The 21,944-nt window shown below is 68.5% G+C and carries 17 protein-coding genes and 1 other RNA gene; 13 read left to right on the forward strand and 5 right to left on the reverse strand.

The window, feature by feature from the left end; all coding sequences use genetic code 11:
* Positions 1 to 92: 92 nt before the first annotated feature.
* Positions 93 to 548, reverse strand: coding sequence for a MarR family transcriptional regulator (locus tag FHT09_RS17110; RefSeq protein ID WP_104607390.1), 456 nt, complete (start codon positions 546 to 548; stop codon positions 93 to 95).
* A 131-nt stretch (positions 549 to 679) separates the two neighbouring features.
* Between FHT09_RS17110 and folE the strand changes: the two genes are divergently transcribed.
* From folE to FHT09_RS17135, 5 genes are all read left to right on the forward strand, one after another.
* Positions 680 to 1,282 carry a GTP cyclohydrolase I FolE gene (folE, locus tag FHT09_RS17115; protein ID WP_104543982.1) on the forward strand — a complete coding sequence of 201 codons (603 nt, stop codon included), beginning with the start codon at positions 680 to 682 and terminating at the stop codon, positions 1,280 to 1,282.
* A 19-nt stretch (positions 1,283 to 1,301) separates the two neighbouring features.
* Positions 1,302 to 2,771, forward strand: a complete 1,470-nt coding sequence (locus FHT09_RS17120; RefSeq protein WP_104607391.1) for a DUF3375 domain-containing protein — start codon at positions 1,302 to 1,304, stop codon at positions 2,769 to 2,771.
* Positions 2,758 to 3,459 (forward strand): DUF4194 domain-containing protein, encoded by a 702-nt coding sequence (locus FHT09_RS17125; RefSeq protein WP_102596602.1) that lies wholly within the window; start codon positions 2,758 to 2,760, stop codon positions 3,457 to 3,459. The genes FHT09_RS17120 and FHT09_RS17125 overlap by 14 nt, the downstream gene beginning before the upstream one ends.
* A gap of 99 nt (positions 3,460 to 3,558) precedes the next feature.
* On the forward strand, positions 3,559 to 7,611 hold the full coding sequence (locus FHT09_RS17130) for an ATP-binding protein (protein ID WP_104607392.1): 4,053 nt from the start codon (positions 3,559 to 3,561) through the stop codon (positions 7,609 to 7,611).
* Positions 7,612 to 7,759: 148 nt separating this feature from the next.
* Positions 7,760 to 9,820 carry a TonB-dependent siderophore receptor gene (locus FHT09_RS17135; protein WP_184417051.1) on the forward strand — a complete coding sequence of 687 codons (2,061 nt, stop codon included), beginning with the start codon at positions 7,760 to 7,762 and terminating at the stop codon, positions 9,818 to 9,820.
* Here FHT09_RS17135 and FHT09_RS17140 read toward each other — a convergent pair.
* Entirely contained in the window at positions 9,817 to 10,596 is a 780-nt protein-coding gene (locus FHT09_RS17140; protein WP_181141465.1) for a TSUP family transporter, read from the reverse strand. The genes FHT09_RS17135 and FHT09_RS17140 overlap by 4 nt on opposite strands.
* Positions 10,597 to 10,678: 82 nt before the next feature.
* Between FHT09_RS17140 and FHT09_RS17145 the strand changes: the two genes are divergently transcribed.
* Positions 10,679 to 11,068 (forward strand): YchJ family protein, encoded by a 390-nt coding sequence (locus FHT09_RS17145; RefSeq protein ID WP_053051739.1) that lies wholly within the window; start codon positions 10,679 to 10,681, stop codon positions 11,066 to 11,068.
* Between the two features lie 172 nt (positions 11,069 to 11,240).
* On the opposite strand, the gene FHT09_RS17150 is transcribed toward FHT09_RS17145, so the two are convergent.
* Positions 11,241 to 11,999, reverse strand: a complete 759-nt coding sequence (locus FHT09_RS17150) for an SDR family oxidoreductase (protein WP_039816147.1) — start codon at positions 11,997 to 11,999, stop codon at positions 11,241 to 11,243.
* A 97-nt stretch (positions 12,000 to 12,096) separates the two neighbouring features.
* On the opposite strand from FHT09_RS17150, the gene FHT09_RS17155 reads away from it, so the two are divergent.
* The 6 genes from FHT09_RS17155 (at position 12,097) to bphP (ending at position 20,155) form a co-directional block, all read left to right on the forward strand.
* Positions 12,097 to 12,969, forward strand: a complete 873-nt coding sequence (locus FHT09_RS17155; protein WP_016902181.1) for a LysR family transcriptional regulator — start codon at positions 12,097 to 12,099, stop codon at positions 12,967 to 12,969.
* Between the two features lie 264 nt (positions 12,970 to 13,233).
* Positions 13,234 to 13,440 (forward strand): hypothetical protein, encoded by a 207-nt coding sequence (locus FHT09_RS17160; RefSeq protein WP_104607402.1) that lies wholly within the window; start codon positions 13,234 to 13,236, stop codon positions 13,438 to 13,440.
* A gap of 311 nt (positions 13,441 to 13,751) precedes the next feature.
* Positions 13,752 to 15,914, forward strand: coding sequence for a lytic murein transglycosylase (locus FHT09_RS17165; protein WP_104607393.1), 2,163 nt, complete (start codon positions 13,752 to 13,754; stop codon positions 15,912 to 15,914).
* 384 nt (positions 15,915 to 16,298) lie between these two features.
* Positions 16,299 to 17,564 carry a TCR/Tet family MFS transporter gene (locus tag FHT09_RS17170; protein ID WP_104607394.1) on the forward strand — a complete coding sequence of 422 codons (1,266 nt, stop codon included), beginning with the start codon at positions 16,299 to 16,301 and terminating at the stop codon, positions 17,562 to 17,564.
* Positions 17,565 to 17,663: 99 nt separating this feature from the next.
* On the forward strand, positions 17,664 to 18,257 hold the full coding sequence (locus tag FHT09_RS17175; RefSeq protein WP_104607395.1) for a biliverdin-producing heme oxygenase: 594 nt from the start codon (positions 17,664 to 17,666) through the stop codon (positions 18,255 to 18,257).
* The gene (gene bphP, locus FHT09_RS17180) at positions 18,254 to 20,155 is read left to right on the forward strand and encodes a bacteriophytochrome BphP (protein ID WP_104607396.1); all 1,902 of its coding nucleotides are present in this window, start codon (positions 18,254 to 18,256) and stop codon (positions 20,153 to 20,155) included. The genes FHT09_RS17175 and bphP overlap by 4 nt, the downstream gene beginning before the upstream one ends.
* A 39-nt stretch (positions 20,156 to 20,194) precedes the next feature.
* Here the strand turns inward: bphP and FHT09_RS20415 are convergent.
* Together FHT09_RS20415 and FHT09_RS17185 are read right to left on the reverse strand one after the other, a co-directional pair.
* A non-coding RNA gene (locus FHT09_RS20415) (sX9 sRNA) lies at positions 20,195 to 20,289 on the reverse strand.
* Positions 20,290 to 20,319: 30 nt separating this feature from the next.
* Positions 20,320 to 21,495 (reverse strand): benzoate/H(+) symporter BenE family transporter, encoded by a 1,176-nt coding sequence (locus FHT09_RS17185; protein WP_104607397.1) that lies wholly within the window; start codon positions 21,493 to 21,495, stop codon positions 20,320 to 20,322.
* 246 nt (positions 21,496 to 21,741) lie between these two features.
* On the opposite strand from FHT09_RS17185, the gene FHT09_RS20110 reads away from it, so the two are divergent.
* Positions 21,742 to 21,944: hypothetical protein (locus FHT09_RS20110; RefSeq protein WP_221230805.1), on the forward strand; the 203-nt coding region annotated here is incomplete at its 3' end.

The following is a 21,944-nucleotide window of genomic DNA, read 5'->3' on the forward strand; positions in this document are numbered from 1 at the left end:
GGGGAACAACCACGTCCGGCGCCGTGCGCAATGCGCACCGGGCCATCCGGAACGTCACAACCGGCGTCGCAGCGCGACGCCCGACAGCGGGCTCAGTCGGACTGACTCAGCCGCGCGTGCGCCTGCGCGATCTGCTCCCACAAGGTCAGCACCACTTGCACCTGCGCCTCGCTGAGCGCGCCGAACACCTCCGCGCGCAGCGCATCCAGGCGGATCTCGATGCGCCCGACCAGGGCCTGGCCTGCGTCGGTGAGCCACAGCTGGTTGGCGCGGCGGTCGCTGCTGTCGGCCTCGCGGCGCACCAGCGCCTGCGCGCACAGCTTGTCCAGCAGCCGCACCAGGGAAGGGCCTTCCATGCCCAGTTGCTGGGCCAGCGCCACCTGGCGGATGCCGCCGCCGGAGCGGCCGATCATCAACAACGGCCCGGTGCAGGCGCTGGACAGCCCGAATTCGGCAAATGCCTGGTCGGCCAGCCGCTGCCACTGGCGGGCGGCGACCAGCAGGCCGGAGCTGAGCTGGGCGCGGGGGGGGATCGCCTTATTCGTCATAATAGATAGGATGCTATCAATTCAATAATGAATCAATAGTCATGGAAGCCGGGCAAGCCGGCGCAACCGCCACTGGGGCCGCCGGCCCGTCCTCGGGTACCATGCTCGCCCCCTTTGGGTGCACCCTGCGCATGAGCCAGTCCGACCAGCCCGATTCCCCCGTCACCCAGGCCCAGGCCGAAGATGCCGTGCGCACCCTGTTGCGCTGGGCCGGCGAAGACCCGGCCCGCGAGGGCCTGCTGGACACCCCGCGCCGGGTCGCCGAAGCCTATGGCGACTGGTTCAGCGGTTACCGCGAGGAACCGCGCGAGTACCTGGAACGCACCTTCGAGGAAGTGGCCGGCTACGACGAACTGATCGTGCTGCGCGACATCTCCTACGAAAGCCATTGCGAGCACCACATGGCGCCGATCATCGGCAAGGTGCACGTGGGCTACCTGCCGCGCGGCAAGGTGGTCGGCATCAGCAAGCTGGCGCGCGTGGTGGAAAGCTATGCGCGGCGCTTCCAGGTGCAGGAAAAGATGACCGCGCAGATCGCCCAGTGCATCCAGGACGTGCTGCAGCCGCGCGGGGTCGGCGTGGTGGTGGAAGGCGCGCACGAATGCATGACCACCCGCGGCATCCACAAGCGCGGCGTCAGCATGGTGACCTCCAAGATGCTGGGCAGCTTCCGCGAGGACGCGCGCACCCGCGCCGAATTCCTGCAGTTCATCGAAGTGGGCGGCAAGCGTTGAGGCAGCCGTTGCCGTCGCCATGAAGCACCAGGCACGCATCGCCGGCTATCGCCAATTGCGCGAGCAGCCGGTGTGGAAGCTGCTGGCCGCCGACCACGCCCCGGAGCTGATCGGCCTGCTGCAGACGGTGTTGCTGGACGGCGAACGCCGCCTGCCCTCGGCGGTGCTGCACGAGCGCCTGCAGCGCCAGCTCGACGCGCTGCGCGCCGACGAACTCTCGCGCGAGTTGCCGCGCACCGCGCAGGCCTATCTGGCGCATTGGCTGGGACAGGGCTGGCTGGAACGCCGCCTGCCCGAAGGCGCGGCCGAAGAAGAGTACGAGCTGTCGCGCGCGGCCACCCAGGCCATCCGCTTCATCGTCGGCCTGCGCGAGAGCAGCAGCAGCGCCACCGAAAGCCGCCTGTCGCTGGTGATCCAGCAGTTGGTGCAGCTGGCGGGCCAGACCGAAGCCGACCCGGAGCTGCGTCTGGCCACCCTGCGTGAAGAACGTGCGCGCATCGATGCCGAGATCGAACGTGTGGCCTCCGGTCGCGTAGCCGCGCTGGATGGCAAGCGCGCGCTGGAGCGCGCCCGCGACCTGATCCATCTCTCCGACGAGCTGGCCGAAGATTTCCATCGCGTGCGCGACGATTTCGAACAGCTCAACCGCCAGTTCCGCGAACGCATCATCGACGACGAAGGCGCGCGCGGCGATGTGCTGGAGCAGTTGTTCAACGGCGTGGACGTGATCGCCGACAGCGAGGCCGGGCGCACCTTCGAGGCGTTCTGGAGCCTGCTCAACGACACCCAGCAAAGCAGCCAGCTCGATCAGGCGCTGGATGCGCTGCTGGCACGCGGCTTCGCCCGCAAGCTGGACCGGCGCGAACGCGCCTTCCTGCGCGGGTTGACCGGCACGCTGCTGGAGCGCGGCGGCGAAGTACACACGGTGATGCAGCACTTCGCGCGCAGCCTGCGCGGTTTCGTGCAGAGCCGCGGCTATCTGGAGCAGCGCCGGCTCAATCAATTGCTCAGGCAGGCGCAGGGCGAAGCCTTGCAGCTGCGCGACAGCCTGCACGCCACCACCGCCACCGGCTACACCCAGGCGTTGAGCGCAGCCCGCCTGCGTTCGCTGTCGCAATGGCGCCTGCACGACCCGCGCATGACCCAGGTCGATGGCCGCGTGCAGGCCGCCGATGCGGCAGACATCTCGCTCGACAGCGTGGGCGATCTGGTCGCGCAATCGGAGATCGACGTGCGCAGCCTGCGCCGCGACCTGCACGAGCTGCTCGGCCAACGCCCGCGCCTGACCATCGGCGATGCGCTGCAGCAGCGCCCGGCCGCACAGGGCCTGGGCAGCGTGATCGGTTACCTGTCGCTGGGCACGCGCCACGGCGTGGTGATCGACGGACAGATGGAAACGGTGCAATGGGAAGGCGGCGACGGCGCCCTGCGGCGCGCACGCATTCCGCTGGTGTGGTTCACCCGGGAGAAACGCAATGAACTGGTCTGAGGACACCCGCCTGGACGCGGACGAGGGCAGCGGCGCATCGGCCGATGCCGGCCGCACGTCGCTGGCGGAGACATCGCCTGCACAGCCGCGCGGCGAGCTGTTTCTGGGCGACACCGGCACGCTGCCGTTCGACGCGCGGCGTGCGCTGTGCCAGCTGCTGGCCGGCCCCAGCATCGACGCACAACGCCACGGTGCGTTGTGGCCTGCGCTGCTGCGCAACGAAGCGGCGATCCGCCAGGTATTGTGCGAGCTGTTCCTGGAACTGGTGCTGGACCGCGAGGGCGGGGTGGCCTTCACCCGTCAGGCCGACACCGCCGAGCTGGAATCGCCGAGCCTGCTGCGCAGCGCGCCGCTGACCTTTATCGAGTCGGTGCTGCTGCTGTTCCTGCGTCAGCAACTGGCCGAAGCCGATACGCGCGGCGAGCGTGCGGTGGTGGACGAGGCGCAGTTGGTGGAGGCCTTGTCGGTCTACGAGAAGAACGTCTCCACCGACCGCGCCGGATTCGCGCGACGGGTGCTGACGGCGATCGGCAAGATGCGCGATAACCAGTTGCTGTCGCGGTTGCGCGGCAGCGAGGAGCGCTACGAGGTCTCGCCGGTGCTGAAGTTGCTGTTCTCGGCCGAGGACGTGCAGGCCCTGGTGGTGGCGTATCGCGGCTTGCGCGAGGGAGACGTTGCGCTCGACTAAGTGCCTTCTCCCATCGGGAGCCAGCAACATCCCGCTTCAAACAGTCGTGATGTGAGTCGTCCTCAGCGTTGCCCGTCATCCCGTTTTGGTGAGTGAGCCATGAATTCCCAGTCCAACCTGTCGCCGGCACAGCCGGGCGCGTCCTTGTTCACTGATTCGCTTGCCGAGCAGCGCGCGCAGCAGTTCCGCATGCGGCGGTTGCAGGTGCACAACTGGGGTACGTTCAACGGCTTGACCGAGGTGCCGATCGCCGAGAAGGGCTTCCTGTTCGTCGGGCGCTCCGGGTCGGGCAAGTCGACCTTGCTGGATGCGATGTCGGCATTGCTGACCCCGCCCAGCATCGTCGACTTCAACGCCGCCGCACGCGAGGCCGAGCGCAGCGGGCGCGATCGCAGCCTGGTGTCGTATGTGCGCGGTGCCTGGGCCGATCAGCAGGACAGCGCCTCGGGCGAGATCGCCACCCAATACCTGCGCAAGGGCGCCACCTGGTCGGCGCTGGTGCTGGAATACCGCAACGCGCACGGCGAGACGGTCAGCCTGATTCGCCTGTTCTGGATCGCCGGCAGCGGCAATGCCGCGGCCGATGTGCGCCGCCATTACATGGTCGCGCCGCGCAGCTTCGATGTGGCCAGCGAGCTGGATGGCTTCGATCTGGATCTGCGCAGGCTCAAGGCGCGTCTTGGCGAGGAGGTCGCGCATTTCGACGGCTTTGCCGGCTACGCAGAGCGCTTTCGGCATGCGCTGGGCATCGGCAACGAGATGGCGTTGCGGTTGCTGCACAAGACCCAGTCGGCCAAGAACCTGGGCGATCTCAATGTGTTCCTGCGCGGCTTCATGCTGGACGAGCCGCGCACGTTCGAGGCAGCCGACCGGCTGGTGGAGGACTTCGCCGAACTCGACGGCGCACACCATGCGGTGGTCACCGCGCGCCGGCAGGTGGAAACGTTGAGCCCGGCACGCGAGCACCATGCGGCGCTGATGGCCTTGCGCCACAGCGTCGGCGAGTTGCGCGAGCTGCAGCTGGGCGTGGACAGCTACCGCGAGCAGCAGCGTCTGGCCTTGTTGGAGACGCGCCTGCACGAACTCGACAGCCAGGACCGCGGGCTGGCCGGCGAAGAAGGCCAGCGGCGTGAGTCGTTGGACAATCACGAACAGAAACTCGCCGGGCTGGAACGCGAACAACGCGCCGCTGGTGGCGAACAGATCGAGGAACTCGAACGCGAGCGCGCCCGGGTCGAGCGCGAGCGCGACGAGCGCCTGCGGCGGCGCGTGCAGATCGAACAGGCCTGCCGCCAGCTCGGCACGGCCCTGGCCGCAGGCGCCAGCGGCTTTGCCGAGCAGATCGCGCACGCGCAGACCGTGCTCGAGAACGGCAAGCACGATGCCAGCGCGCTGGATGAGGCGATCGCCGAGCGCATGGGTGCGCGCCGCGACGATGAGCGGCGCTTTGCCGAGATCCGCGCCGAACTGGATGCGTTGAAGCGCGCCCCGTCCAGCATGCCGGCACCGATGCAGGCCTTGCGCGCGCGTCTGTGCGAGGACACCGGCATTGCCGAAGCCGCGCTGCCGTTCGTCGGCGAACTGGTGCAGGTGCGCGAGGATCAATCAGCCTGGCGCGGTGCGATCGAGCGCGTGCTGAGCGGTTTTGCGCAGTCGCTGCTGGTGGACGACCGCCATTACGCGCAGGTCAGCGAGTGGGTCAACCGCACCCAGCTCGGCACGCGGCTGGTGTATTTCCGGGTGCGCCGCAACGATGCACTGCATGCGCGCACGCCGGACGCGCGTGCATTGCCGGGCAAGCTGCAGCTGCGCGAGCACGCCTTCACCGAGTGGCTGCGCAACGAGTTGATGCGTCGCTTCGACTACGAATGCGTCGATAACGCCGCCGCGCTGCGCAATGCCGACCGCGCCATCACCCGCGAAGGGCAGGTCAAGCATCCCGGCGACCGGTATGAAAAGGACGACCGCCATGCGGTCAACGACCGCAAGCGCTGGTTGCTGGGCCACGACAACCGCGACAAGCTCAAGGTGTTCGAGCGCGAAGCGCAGACGCTGGCCCAGCGCATCGCCGGTTGCGATGCCGACGTGGCCGCGCTGCGCAAGCAACGCGAGCAGGACCAGGAACGGCAGCTGGCCGCGCACACCCTGGTGGAGCGCGACTGGGACGAGATCGATGTCGGCCCCAAGCTGCAGCGCCTGAGCGATATCGACGAACAGCTGCAGCAGCTGCGCGAAGGCAACAGCGGCCTGCGCGCGCTCGGCCAGGCGATCGAGACCGCACGTACCTTGCGCGACCAGGCCAAGCGCACTTACGAGGACGTGCGGCTGGAGCGCGCGCAGCTGGCACGCGAGCGGGTTCGGCTGGAACAGCAGCACGCTGCCTGTGCCAGCCGTGCCGGCACCGCCGCGCTCACGCCCACCCAGTTGCAGGGCCTGCGCGAGCGCCTGGCGGCGTTGGCACCGCTGTCGCTGGACAATCTGGAGGCGCATTTCCGCGTGGTCGAGCGTGGCCTGGCCGAGCAACTGGCCGAGAGCCAGGGCCGCGACAGCCGGCTCAGCGCGCAGCTGCTCGATTGCTTCCGCAAGTACTGCCAGCAATGGCCGGAAGACAGCGGCGATTTCACCGTGAGCCTGGCCAGTGCCGACGATTTTCTCGCGCGCCTGGATCGCCTGGAGAGCGATGGCCTGCCGCGCCACGAGCACCGCTTCTTCGATCTGCTGCAGACCCAGAGCAAGAACAATCTGCTGGCCCTGCAGCGCCACACCGCCGAGGCCCACAAGGGCATCAAGCAGCGCATGGACGAGGTCAACGCCAGTCTGGAGCAGGTGCCGTTCAATCGCGGCACGCTGCTGACCATCGAGGTCAGCGACCGTCGCCTGGGCGAGGTGCAGGAATTCCAGCAACAGCTGCGCGCGGTGCTGTCGCATCAACAGACCGAAGACCGCGCACTGGCCGAAGCGCAGTTTTCCACCTTGCGCGCGTTGGTGGCACGCCTGGGCGCGCAGGAACCGGACGCACGCCGCTGGCGCGAGCAGGTGCTGGACGTGCGCCAGCATGTGGAATTCATCGGCGTGGAGCTGGATGCGCAGACCCGCGCGCAGGTGGAGATCTACCGCAGCGGCGCCGGCAAATCCGGCGGTCAGCGCCAGAAGCTGGCGACCACCTGCCTGGCCGCCGCGTTGCGCTACCAGCTCGGCGGCGAAGACGGCGAGTTGCCGCGCTACTGCGCGGTGGTGCTGGACGAAGCCTTCGACAAGGCCGACAACGAATTCACCGCGCTGGCGATGAACATCTTCGAGAACTTCGGTTTCCAGATGGTGGTGGCCACGCCGCTGAAATCGGTAATGACGCTGGAGCCGTTCATCGGCGGTGCCTGCTTTGTGGAAATCAGCGGCCGGCACAACTCCGGCGTGCTGCTGATCGACTACGACGAGCAGGCGCAGCGACTCCAGTTGCCCGAGCGCTCGCGCGGGGACGAGGCAGCTGTAGCGGATACGCAGCAGGCGGTGAGTGCTGCGCAGCGCGAGGATGCATCGCGTTCGACGCAGGGCCAAACGCGTATGGACAGCGCCGGTGCCGTCTCTGGCGCTGAGGGCGCGGCACTTCAGGACCTCCCTGCACAGGACGACGTAGCAGCCAAGGCGAGCAAGCGGCCCAGCAAGGTCGCGCCGGCATCGACGCCGGCCGTTCAAGCCGCGCCGAAGTCCTTGAAAACAGCCGCTTCCAGCGGAGGTGCGGGATCAGGCAAGTCGGCACCGGCGAAGACCGCAGCGGGCAAACCTGCATCGGCCAAACCTGCATCAGCCAGGCGTACATCGCCCGCAGCGGGCACGGCGCGCAGGCCGGCAACGCCGACCAAACCCGCCAGGACGCCGGCAAACACCAGTACGGCATCCAGGCGCGCGCCCGCGTCCGCCAAACCGACTGCCAAGCCGAACAAAGCCACGACAACAGCGGTAGCGCTGAAAAAGCCTGCTGCCAAGTCGACGGTGGCGACCAGGCGCGCCACCACTTCGCTGGGTGGCGCAACCAAGGTAACCAAGACAACTACGGCGCGTAGCGCGGCCAGGCCCGCGCCAGCCAAACCCGTGGCCAAGGCACTTGCTGCCTCCACGCGCGGGTCTGCACGCAAGCCGCGCGGAAAACGCTGAGCGCGCCGCCTGGATGCCTGCCTCACCGCGCTGCGGTCGCAGGCAGCGCAAGCAGCGGCGCAGCAAGGCGGGCGCTCGAAGATAAGAATCGTTATCATTAACGGCCCAGATGTGCCCGCTAGCGCGCATCGTCCCGCTGAAGATCCCGATGACCCCACTGCCTGCGCCTCGCCACCTGTTGTTCGTGTCCCTGCTTGCCTCCATGCCGGCCGCCGCCCAGGAGGCCAGCCTGCTCGACGCCATCGTGGTCAGCGAAAAGCGCGCCCTGTACCGGCCGGAAAAGGCCGCCGGCGCCACCCGCACGCAGACGCCGGTGGAGCGCATTCCGCAGGCGATCCAGGTGGTGCCGCGCTCGGTCATCGACGAACAGCAGCTCACCCGGCTGGTGGATGTGGTGGCCAATGTCTCCAACGTGCAGCCCGGCGGCACCCAGGGCAATCGCTCGGAAACCTTCGTCATCCGCGGCTTCGAGGCGTCCTCGTATGCGGTCGACGGCATCCTGCTCAACCCGGCGCAGAACTTCACCGAGACCGTGCGCGATCTGGCCAATGTCGCCCAGGTGGAAGTGCTCAAGGGCCCGGCCGCAGTGCTCTACGGACGCGGCGAACCCGGCGGGGTGATCAATCTGGTCACGCTGCGCCCGGATGCGGTGTTCGGCGGCAACGCATCGGTGCAGGTGGCCGAACACGGGCTGCGCCGCGTGCAGTCCAGCGTCACCGGCCCGCTGAGTCCGACGCTGTCGGCACGGCTCAGCGCCGCCGCGCAGGAAACCGGCAGCTTTCGCGCTGCGCAGGCCGATGGCGATCGCGTGTTCGTGTCGCCCTCGCTGGCCTGGCGGCCGAACGCGCAGCTGCGCGCCGATCTGGATCTGGAATACACCCGCCAGACCAGCCCGGGCGATCGCGGGCTGGTCGCCATCGACGGGGTGGTGCGTGGCCCGGCAGAGCGCAGTTTCGGCGAGCCGTGGTCGCGCAATCACGGCACTTCGCGCACCGCACGCGGGCGCATCGAATATGACGCCAACGACTGGCTGACGCTGCGTCAGATCCTCAATCACCAGGACGGCGACAGCGGCCGCGACGTGGCCGACTTCACCGGTTTCAGCGCCGACCGCGCCTTCCTGCAGCGCCGCGCCGTGCGCCAGGACCAGCAGGTGCGCGCAACGACCTCGCAGACCGAAGCGCTGGCGCATTTCGCCACCGGCCCGCTGCGCCATCAGCTGCTGGCCGGCGCCGAGTACGTCGATGCGCATCGCCACACCGACGAAGCGCGCGCGCCGCTGGCACGCATCAGCGTGCGCAACCCGGTGCAGGGCGCCTTGCCGGGCAGCTATGTGCCGGCGCGCGAAATCGATGTCGATGCGCGCTATGCCGCGCTGTACCTGCAGGACCAGATCAGCATCGGCGAGCGTTGGGACGTGCTGGCCGGCGTGCGCTGGGACGACGTGCAGCAGACCACCAGCGACAACGGCGCGCGCACCCGCGAAGACGGCCGGCGTGCATCGCCGCGCATCGGCGTGGTGTGGAAAGCGGCGCCGCAGCTGTCGCTGTACGCCAATACCTCCACGTCGTTCCGGCCGCGCAGCGCCACGCTGTTTTCCGGCGGCAGTGCACCACCGGAGACCGGCCGCCAGTACGAGCTCGGCCTGAAGGGCGCGCTGTTCGACAACCGCGTGCTCGCCACCGCCGCCGCGTTCCAGATCACCAAGGACAACGTCGCCACCAGCGATCCGGACAACAGCGGCTTCGTGCTGGTCACCGGCCAGCAACGCGTGCGCGGGCTGGAGCTGGACATCACCGGCGAGCTCACCCGCAACTGGCGGCTGATTCTGGGCGCCGGCTATCTGGATGCGCAGGTCACCCGCGACACCGTCATCCCGGCCGGCAACCGCCTGCGCGGCGTACCGCGGGTCAGCGCCAGTCTGTGGAGCACCTATCACGTCGCCAGCGGTCCGCTGTACGGGCTGACCCTGGGCGCCGGTGCGGTGCATGTGGGCGAGCGCGAAGGAGATCTCGCCAACAGTTATCGCATTGCCGGCTACACGCGCTTCGATGCCTCGGCGGCGTACCACTTCGGCGGCCGTTACCAGCTGGCGCTGATGCTGCGCAATGTCGCCAACCGCTTCTACATCGAGCAACCGGTGACGCAGACCACCAATTATCCCGGCGCACCGCGCACCTTGTCGGCGACGCTGCGTATGGATTTCTAAACGCTATGCAGCAGATCCCAACCCATCTTGCCGATCAGCATGACGACCAGCACCAGGAACAACGTGCGGATCAGCGGCGTGCCGCCGCGTAGCGCCATCCGCGTGCCGGCGACCGCACCGGCCACGTTGGCCACCGCCATCGGGATGCCGATCGCCAGCATCACCTGGCCGCTGGGCAGGAAGAACGACAGCGCCGCCAGGTTGGTGGCCAGGTTCACCACCTTGGCCGCGGCCGAGGCGCGCAGAAAGTCCAGCCCGAAAAAGCGGATGAACAGGAAGATCAGGAAACTGCCGGTACCGGGCCCGAAGAACCCGTCGTAGAACCCGATCGCCGCGCCCATCGCCAAGGCAGTGATCAGTTCGCGCCGGCCGATCTGGCGTGGCCGATGCAGCGCACCGAAGTCCTTCTTGATCAGCGTGTAGACCAGCATCGCGATCAGCAGCACCAGGATCAGCGGCCGCACCGCCTGCTTGGGCATCAGGCTGACCGCGGTCGCGCCCAGAAACGAAAACGTAAACGCCGCCACCGTCGCGTACAGCACCGGCCGCCACGGAAAGCGCACGGTGCGCGCATAGCGCCACGCCGAGGCACCGGTGCCGAACATCGCGCTGAACTTGTTGGTGCCCAGAATCAGCGACGGCGCCTGCTGCGGCAGGGTTGCAAACAATCCCGGCAACTGGATCAGGCCACCGCCGCCGACCGCCGCATCCACCAGCCCTGCGACAAAAGCGATGCACAGCAGCCACGGCAACTCGGTGGGAATCAGTTCCAGCAAGGCGGTGCTCCGCACGACGGGGCGACAGCATAAACGCGCAGAAACCCCGCCTCCCACTTCCCACTTCCCGCACAATCGCCAGATGCCGACTTCCATACCCACCGATCCCTGTCCCTGCGGCCGCGCCGCCACCTACGCACAGTGCTGCGGGCACTACCACGCCGGCGCCGCTGCGCCCGATGCCGAAACCCTCATGCGTGCGCGCTACAGCGCCTACGTCCGCCGCGATGTGGCGTACCTGCTCGCCAGCTGGCATCCTTCCACGCGCCCACCCGAGCTGTCGCTGGACAAGGGCGGCCGCACCACCTGGCTCGGCCTGACCGTGCAACGCGCCATCGAGACCGGTACCGACACCGCCGAGGTGGCGTTCCTGGCCCGCTACCGCATCGGCGGCGCCAGCGCGGTGCGCATGACCGAACACAGCCGCTTCGTGCGCGAAGACGGCCGCTGGTATTACCTCGACGCGCGCTGAGCCGGACCCGGCACTGTCGCTGCCGGGACACCACCGGGACGTGGCAGGGTCTAACGCTCGTCGGCACCTGCGTGCCGGCACCGCGCCGCTGCGGCCGCGGCCCTGGACGCTGCGGCCGATATCGGCCTGCCGGGCCCCCACCGGCCCTCGGTAACGTCGGTAGTCGGCCGTACTAGTGGGCGAAGGCGTGCAGGCCGCCGTCCACGGCAATCACCTCACCGGTCAGATAGCGTGCAAGTGGCGAGGCCAGATAGGCGACCAGATGAGCGATGTCGTCGGGTTCGCCGAAGTAGCCGATCGGCACATGGCGCGCGATGAAGGCCTGGCGCGCTTCCGGCGTGGGATGGAGCTTGTCCAGCACCTGTTCGGAGTTGATGCGTCCCGGTGCGATGGTATTGACCGTGATGCCCTCGGCCGCCAGCTGCGAGGCCATTCCCTTGGCCCAGAACTGCAGCGCTGCCTTCGCCGCGCCGGCGCCGTTGACCTCGCGGGGCTCCATGCTGCCGCTGAAGTTGATGATCCTGCCCCAGCGCCGGTGGCGCATGCCGGGCAGCAGGGCCTGGGTCATGCGCCGGGCACTGCCGAAGTTGAGCGCGAAGGCTTCGTCCCAGTCCGCATCGCTGGCCTCCAGCGCAAAAGGGCGTGCGCCACCGGCGGTATTGACCAGGATCTCGATCCGGCCCAGCGCCTGGCTGGCATCCCGGGCGATGCGCGTGATCTCGGTCGCGCTGATGATGTCGCCGGGGATCACCAGCGGGCGCGGGTGACCCTGTGCCGCGATGTCGTTGGCCAGCTGTTCCAGCCTGTCGGCGCGGCGCGCGGTGATCGCCAGCTGCACCCCCTCGGCCGCCAGCACGCGGGCGATGCCGGCGCCGATTCCGGTGCTGGCGCCGGTCACCAGTGCCGTGTGTTCACGCAATTGCAGATCCATCGACAACGTCCGTCTGAGTGAGGGCCCCCAGCCTGATCCGTTATCGAGCCGCGATAAACGCCGTTATCCTGCATTGATTGGCAACCAGGAGTGTTGAATGGATCTGCTGGACAGCATGCAGGTGTTCGTCCGCGTGGTGGACGGCGGCAGCCTCGCCGCGGCGGCGCAAGCGCATGGCATTTCCCCGACCATGGCGGGCAACCACCTGCGCGCCCTGGAGCAACGTCTCGGTCTGCAGTTGCTGGTGCGGACCACGCGACGGCAGCGATTGACCGCGTTTGGCGAGGCCTACTACGGGCGTTGCCGGGAGATTCTCGAGCTGGTCGCCGATACACAGGTGCAGGCCGACGGTCAGCGCCTGGAACCGGCCGGGCCGCTGCGGGTCGCCGCACCGGTGTCGTTCGGAACCTATGGGCTCACGCCGGTGCTTGGCGAGTATCTGCAGCGCCATCCCCAGGTGAGCCTGGATCTGCAGCTCAGCGATCGGGTGCAGGATCTGGTCGACGAGGGCATCGATGTAGCCGTCCGCATCGGGGTTCTGGGCGAGTCCTCGCTGGTGGCGCGCGCGCTGCAGCCTTATCGCCTGTGGTGCTGCGCGACGCCGGCCTATCTGCACCGCAACGGTACCCCGCAACGGCTTGCCGACCTGGCCGGGCACCAATGCCTGGGGATGGATGCCAAGGCGCTCGGCCAGTGGCAGGACTACACCGGCGAGCGAATCGGCCCGCTGTCGCGCGCGCAGTTGCATCTCACCAGCGGCCCGGCCTTGCACCTGGCGGCCTTGCAGGGCCTGGGCATCGTGCTGCAGCCGGCGTTCCTGTTGCGTGCCGACGTGGAAGCGGGCCGGCTGGTGCGGCTGTTTCAGGACCGGGAGCTGCACCGTCCACTAAGCGTGCTCTATCCCCAAACCCGCTGGCGCTCGGTCACGGTACGCAGCTTCGTCGATTTCCTGCTGGAGCGGTTTGCCTGAAGCCGCCGGGCGTCAGACGGACCCCGTGGCAACGCGCGTTGCCGGAGCCTGGCTGGAGCGGCGAGCGTGCGGGGCGATCAATGCGCCGCGTTGCTGCTGCAATCACGCCGGTTGTCTCCATCGCCCGCGTGATCTGACGCGATAGCCGGCACCCCGTTCATTCCGACGAACGGCAGGCACGGCCGTGCTTTCTCGACGCCACGTTCGCAGCCGATCCCGGAAGCTTGCCGCCTCGGCGGAGCTCGACGCGGGGTGGACACGATGATGGCAACCTTCAATCTCTGGCAGTGGGTGCTTGTGGCCATCGTGGTGTTCGCGATCGTGCTGCCGGCGTGCCTGGCCACGGCACTGATCTGGTTCGGTCCCCGCCACGACGCCCCGCGCAGGGCGCGCGCCCGACGTATGTCCGACACTAGCCCCGCCAGCCCGGCGTTGTCGCTGATCACCGGCATCACCGGCGACGGCAGCTAGGCGCGGCGATCGACGCGACTGCACTGCCGCGGTGTCTTCGCCGGGCGGCCGGACCAATGCCACTCCATCGGCACGCAACATCATTCTCTGACTCGCGCCACACGACCTCTGCGCCGTGCCCATCGCGCTGAAAAGCGTGCGCACCGCACAGTCACCCCTGCGTGTCGCTGCCGACCAGCGCAGCACACCATGCCGTCGCAACATCACGACCTGCACGCCTGCAACCAGCCAGGTTGGCTATCCTCGGCGGCTCGACCTGCCGCAGGAGCGCTCCACCGCATGACCTCCGTCCACACGCCGGCCATCGCGCCGTGATGCCGACCCGGCGCGTCCTGCCTGCGCTGTTGGCGCTGGCGCCGCTGATCGCCTGCGCCGATCCGGCCTTCGACCGCTGCCTGGCGGGCCTGCAGACCCAGGCCGCCGCCAAGGGCGTGGGGGCAGCCGACTTCCAGCGTTTCACCGCCGGCCTGGTGCCCGATCCCAGCGTGTTGCCGCTGCTCGATGCCCAGCCCGAGTTCACCACTTCGATCTGGGACTACCTCGCCAGCCTGGTCGACAGCCAGCGCGTCGCCGACGGCCAGGCCATGCTGGTCACCCACCGCGCGTTGCTTACGCGCCTGTCCGAACAGACCGGCGTCGATCCGGCCACCATCGTGGCGGTCTGGGGCGTGGAGAGCGACTACGGCCGCGTCACCGGCAAGCGCCCGCTGCTGGTCTCGCTGGCCACGCTGTCGTGCGCGGGCCGCCGCCAGCCGTTCTTCCGTGGCGAATTTCTCGCCTTGCTCGGCCTGCTGCAGCAAGGCGATCTGTCGCCGGATGGCTTGACCGGCTCCTGGGCCGGCGCCTTCGGGCAGACCCAGTTCATGCCCTCGACCTATGCCCGCATCGCGGTGGATGGCGACGGCGACGGCCGCCGCGACCTGGTCGCCAGCATTCCCGACGCGCTGGCCTCCACCGCCAACTATCTGGTCAAGGCCGGCTGGGAGCGTGCCCGTCCCTGGGGCATGGAAGTCCGCCTGCCCGCCGGCTTCGACGCCAGCAAGGCCGGGCGCACCCGGCGTCAACCGCTGCAGGCCTGGCAGAACGCCGGCCTGCTCGGTACCGACGGCAAGGCGCTGGCGCCGGCCGGTCTGCCCGCAGAAACCCCGGCCGCCCTGCTGCTGCCGGCTGGCGCAACCGGCCCGGCATTCCTGGTGTTCCGCAACTACGACGCGATCTACGCCTACAACGCCGCCGAAAGCTACGCGCTGTCGATCGCCCTGCTCGCCGACCGGCTGCGCGGTGGCGCCGGCATGGTCGCCGCCTGGCCCACCGACGACCCCGGCCTGGGCCGGCCCGAACGGCGCGAACTGCAGCAATTGCTGCTGGCCCGCGGCCACCTGATCGGCGAGGCCGACGGCATGATCGGCACCGCCAGCCGGCGCGCCATCCAGGTCGAGCAGACCCGCCTGGGCCTGCAACCGGCCGATGGTCGCCCCGGCCAACGCATCCTCACCGCCTTGCGCGCCGCCCCGCCGGTCGCCGGCGCGGCCGCCATCGGCGCCACTGCGTTCAAGCTGCCGGCCGCCTATCCCGCATTCGTCCAATCCCCCATCGTCCAGAAGGCACCCCCCATGTCCGACCTCACCGGCCTGCGCACAGGCGACTTCCACGGGTTTCCCTCGCTGTTGATCGACACCCCGTTCTCCACTGCGGCCATCAGCCTGTTCGGCGGCCAGCTGCTGTCGTTCGTGCCCAAGGGCGGGCAGGACGTGATGTGGCTGTCGCCCACCGCCAAGCAGCCGCCCACTCCGATCCGCGGCGGTGCGCCGGTGTGCTGGCCGTACTTCGGCCGCCAGGACCAGACCGGCGAGGTGCCTGCGCACGGCTTCGTGCGCACCGTGCCCTGGCAGCTCACCGAGAGCCGGCGCGAGGACGACGGCACCCTGGTGCTCACGCTGACCCCGCCCAGCTTCGACGACCTGGCGCTGCGCCTGCGCATGACCCTGCGCATCGGCCGCACCCTCGAGCAGAGCCTGATCACCGAAAACACCAGCCCGGCCCCGGTGCGCTTCACCCAGGCGCTGCACAACTACTTCCGCGTCGGCGACGCGCTCACCGTCAGCGTGCAGGGCCTGGACGGGCTGGACTACCTCGACAAGTACGAGAACTACGCCACCGCCCACCGCCAGCAGGGTGACTGGAGCCTGCGCGACCCGCGCGACCCCGGCCGCAGCGACCGCATCTACACCAACGCCGGCGGCCGCTACACCCTGACCGACCCGGTGCTCGGCCGCCGCATCGTCATCGCCACCCAGGGCAGCCGCTCGCTGGTGGCCTGGAACCCCGGCCAAGAGGCGGCCGCCAAGATGGCCGACGTGGGCGAGGGCTGGCGCGACTACGTCTGCCTGGAAGCGGCCAACGCCGGCCCGGACGTCATCGAACTCGCCCCCGGCGCCAGCCACACGCTGACCCAGACCATCAGCGTCGAGTAAGCGCAACAATCGCCTCCCGATCGGGCAAAGCCCGCGCTGCGTTCCAAGAGAATAAAGAAGCAGCGACGACTCCCTTCTCCCACCGGGAGAAGGTGCCCCGAATGGGCGGAAGAGGGTGCGGGCGACGCCTCGTGTCACCTCACAATTCCTGTGGCTTCGCCCCGTACCCTCACCCCAACCCCCGCTGCGCGCCCCGGCCCGCGCATCAGGCGCGGGCGCTCCAAGGCACGCGCGCCAGTGGCGCGCAAGTCATGCCTTCTCGGCCCGCAGGAGAGGGGCTTTCAGTGAGGGGGGACTTTGGGCGTATCAGGCGACAGCTCATCCCCACAACTGCGCCACCCGGTCCACCGCTACACTCGCCGCCTCGCCCCACTGCGCCGCGCGATGTCCCTCCCTGCAGATTCCGCTCCCGCCACGGGCCGGCGCCGCGCCGCGCTGATCTTCATCTTCATCACGGTGCTGATCGACGTGCTGTCGTTCGGCGTGATCATTCCGGTGCTGCCGGATCTGGTGCGCCAATTCACCGGTGGCGACTATGCCGTCGCCGCCGGCTGGATCGGCTGGTTCGGCTTTTTGTTCGCCGCCATCCAGTTCGTCTGCTCGCCGCTGCAGGGCACCTTGTCCGACCGCTATGGCCGCCGCCCGGTGATCCTGCTCTCCTGCCTGGGGCTGGGCCTGGATTTCATCCTGATGGCGGTCGCCCATTCCCTGCCGATGCTGCTGCTGGCGCGGGTGATCTCCGGGGTGTGCTCGGCCAGCTTTTCCACCGCCAACGCCTACATCGCCGATGTCACCCCGGCCGACAAACGTGCCGGCGCGTTCGGCATGCTTGGTGCCGCGTTCGGTATTGGTTTTGTCGCCGGGCCGTTGATCGGCGGCTGGCTGGGCAGCATCGGCCTGCGTTGGCCGTTCTGGTTCGCCGCCGGGCTGGCGCTGGTGAACGTGCTGTATGGCTGGTTCGTGCTGCCCGAATCGTTGCCTGCCGCACGCCGCACGCCACGCCTGGACTGGGCGCATGCCAACCCGCTCGGCGCGCTCAAGCTGTTGCGCCGTTATCCGCAGGTGTTCGGCCTGGCCTCGGTGGTGTTTCTGGCCAACCTGGCGCACTACGTCTATCCCAGCATCTTCGTGCTGTTCGCCAGTTATCAATACCACTGGGGCCCGCGCGAGGTGAGTTGGGTACTGGCCGGCGTCGGCGTGTGCAGCATCATCGTCAATGCGCTGCTGGTCGGCCGGCTGGTGCGCTGGCTGGGCGAACGCCGTGCGCTGCTGCTGGGCCTTGGCTGCGGGGTGGTCGGTTTCGTCATCTACGGGTTGGCCGACAGCGGTACCGCGTTCCTGATCGGGGTGCCGATCAGCGCGTTCTGGGCGATCGCCGCACCGGCCGCGCAGGCCTTGATCACCCGCGAGGTCGGCACCGATGCGCAGGGCCGCGTGCAGGGCGCGCTGACCAGCCTGGTCAGTCTGGCCGGCATCGCCGGTCCGCTGCTGTTTGCCAACGTGTTCGCCTGGTTCATCGGCCGCGACGCACCGCTGCATCTGCCTGGCGCGCCCTGGCTGCTGGCGGGTCTGCTGCTTGCCGCAGGCTGGGTCATGGCCTGGTGGCGGGCAGGCCGGGCTCCCGGCGCGGCCCCCGCGGTAGAGGAATGATGCCTACCTGTTCAGCTTATGCTCGCGCCCGCTTTATCCGATTTGCGCAGTCACTGCTAGGCTGGTGCACTCCGTGCCGCGGCACCGCCTCGACTCCCTATGTGTCCTGACACCCTGGCTGTTCCGCCATCGGCCGCGCTCGCGCTGCGCCATGCCACACAGGACACCCACCGCCTGGTCGAAACGGTTCCGTTGATGCAGGCGCTGGGGCAGGGGCGGGTCGATCGCGCCGCCTACGCGCTGATCCTGCGCCGGCACCATGCACTGCTGGCCGGCTTCGAAGCGCAACTGAGCGGCTGGCTCAGCACCCTGATCGGCACCGGCTGGCAGTACCGCCGCCGCGTCCCGGCCTTGCGCGAGGATCTGCACACGCTCGGGCAGCCACCGCAGACGCCCATTGCGGCGCCGGCTGCCGGCAACGATGCCGCGCGCTGGGGCATGCTCTACGTCATCGAAGGTTCGCAACTCGGCGGGCGGGTGATCGCGCGCACCTTGCGCAAGCAGCAGCCTGCGCTGGCTGACGCCTTGCGGTATTTCGAACTGGCCAACGACGACCCGGCCGGCTGGCGCCGTTTCCAGGCCGTGCTCGACCAACGCCTGGACACGTCTTCCGCGCGCGAGGCCGCCATCGACGGCGCGCAGCGCATGTTTGCCCACTTCCACACCTGTCTTGCAGCGGAGCCGTGCCCGTGAATCAGCCCACCGAACCCCTGGATATGGATGTCTGTGCGCGTGAGCCGATCCATATTCCCGGCCTGATCCAGCCGTACGGCGTGCTGCTGGTGATCGAGCCGGCCGACGGCTGCATCGTGCAGGCCAGCACCACCGCCGCCGACCTGCTCGGCGTGCCGCTGGCCGAATTGCTGGGCATGCAATACACGCAAGTGCTGGAACTGCCCGGCGAGCAGCCGTGTGCAGTGGAGGACCAGGCGCAGCATCTGCTGCATGCCGACGTGCGTTTTCCCCTGCGCGCAGCACCCACCGACCATCCCTGGGTGGCCGCCTGGCATCTGTATCCGGAGCAGTGGCTGGTCGAAATCGAGCCGCGCGACGCACGCCTGATGGACGTCACCCTGCGCGAAGCGCTACCGCTGTTGCGCAGCATCGAGCGCGATACCGGCATCGCCGAAGCCGCCGTGCGCGCCGCCAAGGGGCTGCGCAGCATGATCGGCTTCGACCGGGTGATGGTGTATCGCTTCGACGAGGAGTGGAACGGCGACGTCATTGCCGAAGCGCGCCAATCCGACCTGGACGCCTATCTCGGCCTGCATTACCCGGCCACCGACATCCCGGCCCAGGCGCGCGCGCTGTACCTGCGCAACCGCGTCCGCCAGATTGCCGATGTCGGTTATCGGGCGTCGGCGATCGAACCCACGCTGCATCCGCGTCTGGGCACCCCGGTGGATCTGAGCGATGTCAGCCTGCGCAGCGTCTCGCCGGTGCACCTGGAATACCTGGCCAACATGGGCGTGACCGCCACGCTGGTGTCCTCGATCGTCGTCAACGATGCGCTGTGGGGGCTGATCGCCTGCCACCACTACAGCCCGCACTTCACCAGCCATGCCATGCGCGATGCCACCGATGCGGTGACCCGCGCGCTGGCCGGGCGCATCGGCGGATTGCAGGCGGTGGCGCGCGCGCACATGGAATCGGTGCTGCTCACCGTGCGCGAGAAGTTGATCACCGACTTCAACGACGCCGACCAGATGACCGTGGAAATGCTCGCCGACATGGCGCCCGACCTGATGGACGTGGTCGACGCCGACGGCGTGGCGATCTTCCATGGCGGCGAGATCAGCCGGCATGGCAGCACCCCGGACGCGGCCGCGCTGCGCCGCATCCGCGACCACATCGAATCCGAACACCACGACGCCCTGCGCGAAGATGCGGTCGGCGCCCTGCATGTGGACGCGATCGGCGAGGTGTTTCCCGAGCTGGCCGACCTCGCACCGCTGGCTGCCGGCTTCATCTTCGTGCCGCTGATGCCGCAGTCGCGCAGCGCCTTGCTGTGGACCCGCCGCGAGCAGGTGCAGCAGGTCAAATGGGCGGGCAATCCGCAGCTGGCCAAGCTGCCGGACATCCCCAACTCACGGTTGTCGCCACGCAAGAGCTTCGACCTGTGGCAGGAAACCGTGCGCGGTCGCGCGCGGCGCTGGTCGCCGCTACATCTGGAATCGGCGCGCAGCCTGCGCGTGCTGATCGAGCTGATGGAACGCAAGCGCTTCCAGCAGGATTTCACCTTGCTCGAAGCCTCGCTCTCGCGTCTGCGCGACGGCGTTGCCATCATCGAACGTGGCGCCACGGCCGCGCACCGGCTGATGTTCGTCAACCCGGCGTTTGCAGAACTCAGCCAGACCGAAGTGGCCGACCTGATCGGTTGCGACATCCTGTCCCTGCTGGCCAGCGATGCCGCCCCGCCCAAGGTGGAGCTGCTCGAAGACGCACTGCGGCACGGGCGCGCCGCATACGTCACCCTGCCGCTGCGCGCGCAGGACGGCGCCCCGGTCTACCGCCAGTTCCATCTCGAACCGCTGCCCAGCCCCAATGGCCTCACCGCCCATTGGCTGCTGCAGCTACGCGATCCAGAATAAGCGCGGCCCTCAACCGAATCGTCTGCCGCGGCCAGGAGTGGCTGACAAAACGTAGCGAGCAGTCGCCCGCTGGAGTGCGGATGTTGCGGAAGAATCGCAGTGTCGAAGATTCCGCGCACCGGCCGCGCCCACATGGGGTTGGCGCCGTCGGTTTGACCGCTGCTCTAAGCCCGCGGCCGCAACACCAGCAAGGTGATCGTTCCGGCCGCCAGGCCCCAGAACGAGGCGCCGATCCCGCCCAGCGTCAGCCCCGATGCGGTCACCAGGAAGGTGATCAAGGCCGCTTCGCGCTCGCTGTCCCGCTGCAAGGCCGCCGCCAGGCTGTTGCCGATCGTGCCCAGCAACGCGATCCCGGCGATGGCCATCACCAGCTCGCGCGGAAAGGCCGCAAACAGCGCCGCCACGGTCGCGCCGAACACGCCGATCAGCACATAGAACACGCCCGCGCTCACCGCGGCGGTGTAACGCCGCGCCGGATCCTCGTGCGCCTCGCGGCCCATGCAGATCGCTGCGGTGATTGCCGCCAGGTTCAAGGCATAGCCACCGAACGGCGCCAGCAGCGTATTGACCACCCCGATCCAGCCGATCGTCGGCGAGATCGGCACCGCATAGCCGGAAGCGCGGATCACCGCCACGCCCGGCACGTTCTGCGAGGCCATGGTGACCACGAACAACGGAATCGCCAGCCCGAACAACGCCGCCCACGACAACGACGGCACCACCAGCACCGGCTGGGCCAGTTCAAGCTGCACGCTCTTCCACTGCATCAACCCGCTGCCGGCCGCAATCGCCATGCCGACCAGCAAGGCCGCAATCACCGCATAGCGCGCCAACCAGCGTCGCCCTGCCAGATAGGCCGCCAGCATCGCCAGTGCCAGCCACACCTGGCTCTGCATCGCCACGAACAGATCCAGGCCGAAGCGCAACAGCACTCCGGCCAGCATGCCCGAGGCCAGCGAGATCGGAATGCGCCGGATCGCCTTCTCAAATAACCCCGAGAAGCCGGCCAGCATGCCAAGCACCGCCGCCAGCACAAACGCGCCGACCGCCTCGCGCAGCGGCACCCCGGCCGCGCTGCCGATCAACATCGCCGCACCCGGCGTGGACCAGGCGGTCACCACCGGCACCCGGTAGCGCAGCGACAGGCCGATGCAGGTCACGCCCATGCCGATCCCGAGCGCCCACATCCACGAAGCAATCTGCGCCTGGTCCGCCCCCAGGTGACGCGCCGCCTCGAACACGATCACCGCAGAACTGGCAAAGCCCACCAACACCGTGACAAAGCCCGCGGCAATCGCAGGCAGGGACAGGTCGCGTAGCAGGCTGCGGGAGGGAGACATTGGGAGCTCGCTATCTAGTGCATGCATTCTTACCGAGCGCGCCGATGATCGATAGCGCAGCACCTTGCGTGGTCGGCTCTCTATCGACGCTCTTGTTGTCCTGCCTGGAAAGCACGACGTCGCTGCAATGCGGGCACACGGTCCCATGACCTTGATAGAGAGAGCAGGCCGGATACACCGCAAAGTGCGTGGAATCAGGCCCCGCGCATGGACGCAATGACGTCCGTGTCATGCCAGTGTCAAAAAATGCTTGCACTTCTGCGCAGTCTCGATAAACTGCGCGGCCTCGCTCAGGACGGCGGCGCTTCTCGAAGCACCGCAATAACGAACGGGGGCGAATCGGAAACATCACAAGGTGTTGACGAAACGAAAAAGCCGGCTATGATGGGCGGCTCGCTACACGGAAAGACGCTACGGCGGATTGAGGTGCAGCGGCGGCAACTTCCTCT

The sequence above is a fragment of the Xanthomonas sp. CFBP 8152 genome (genome assembly GCF_014199025.1).
GTDB lineage: Bacteria > Pseudomonadota > Gammaproteobacteria > Xanthomonadales > Xanthomonadaceae > Xanthomonas > Xanthomonas arboricola_B.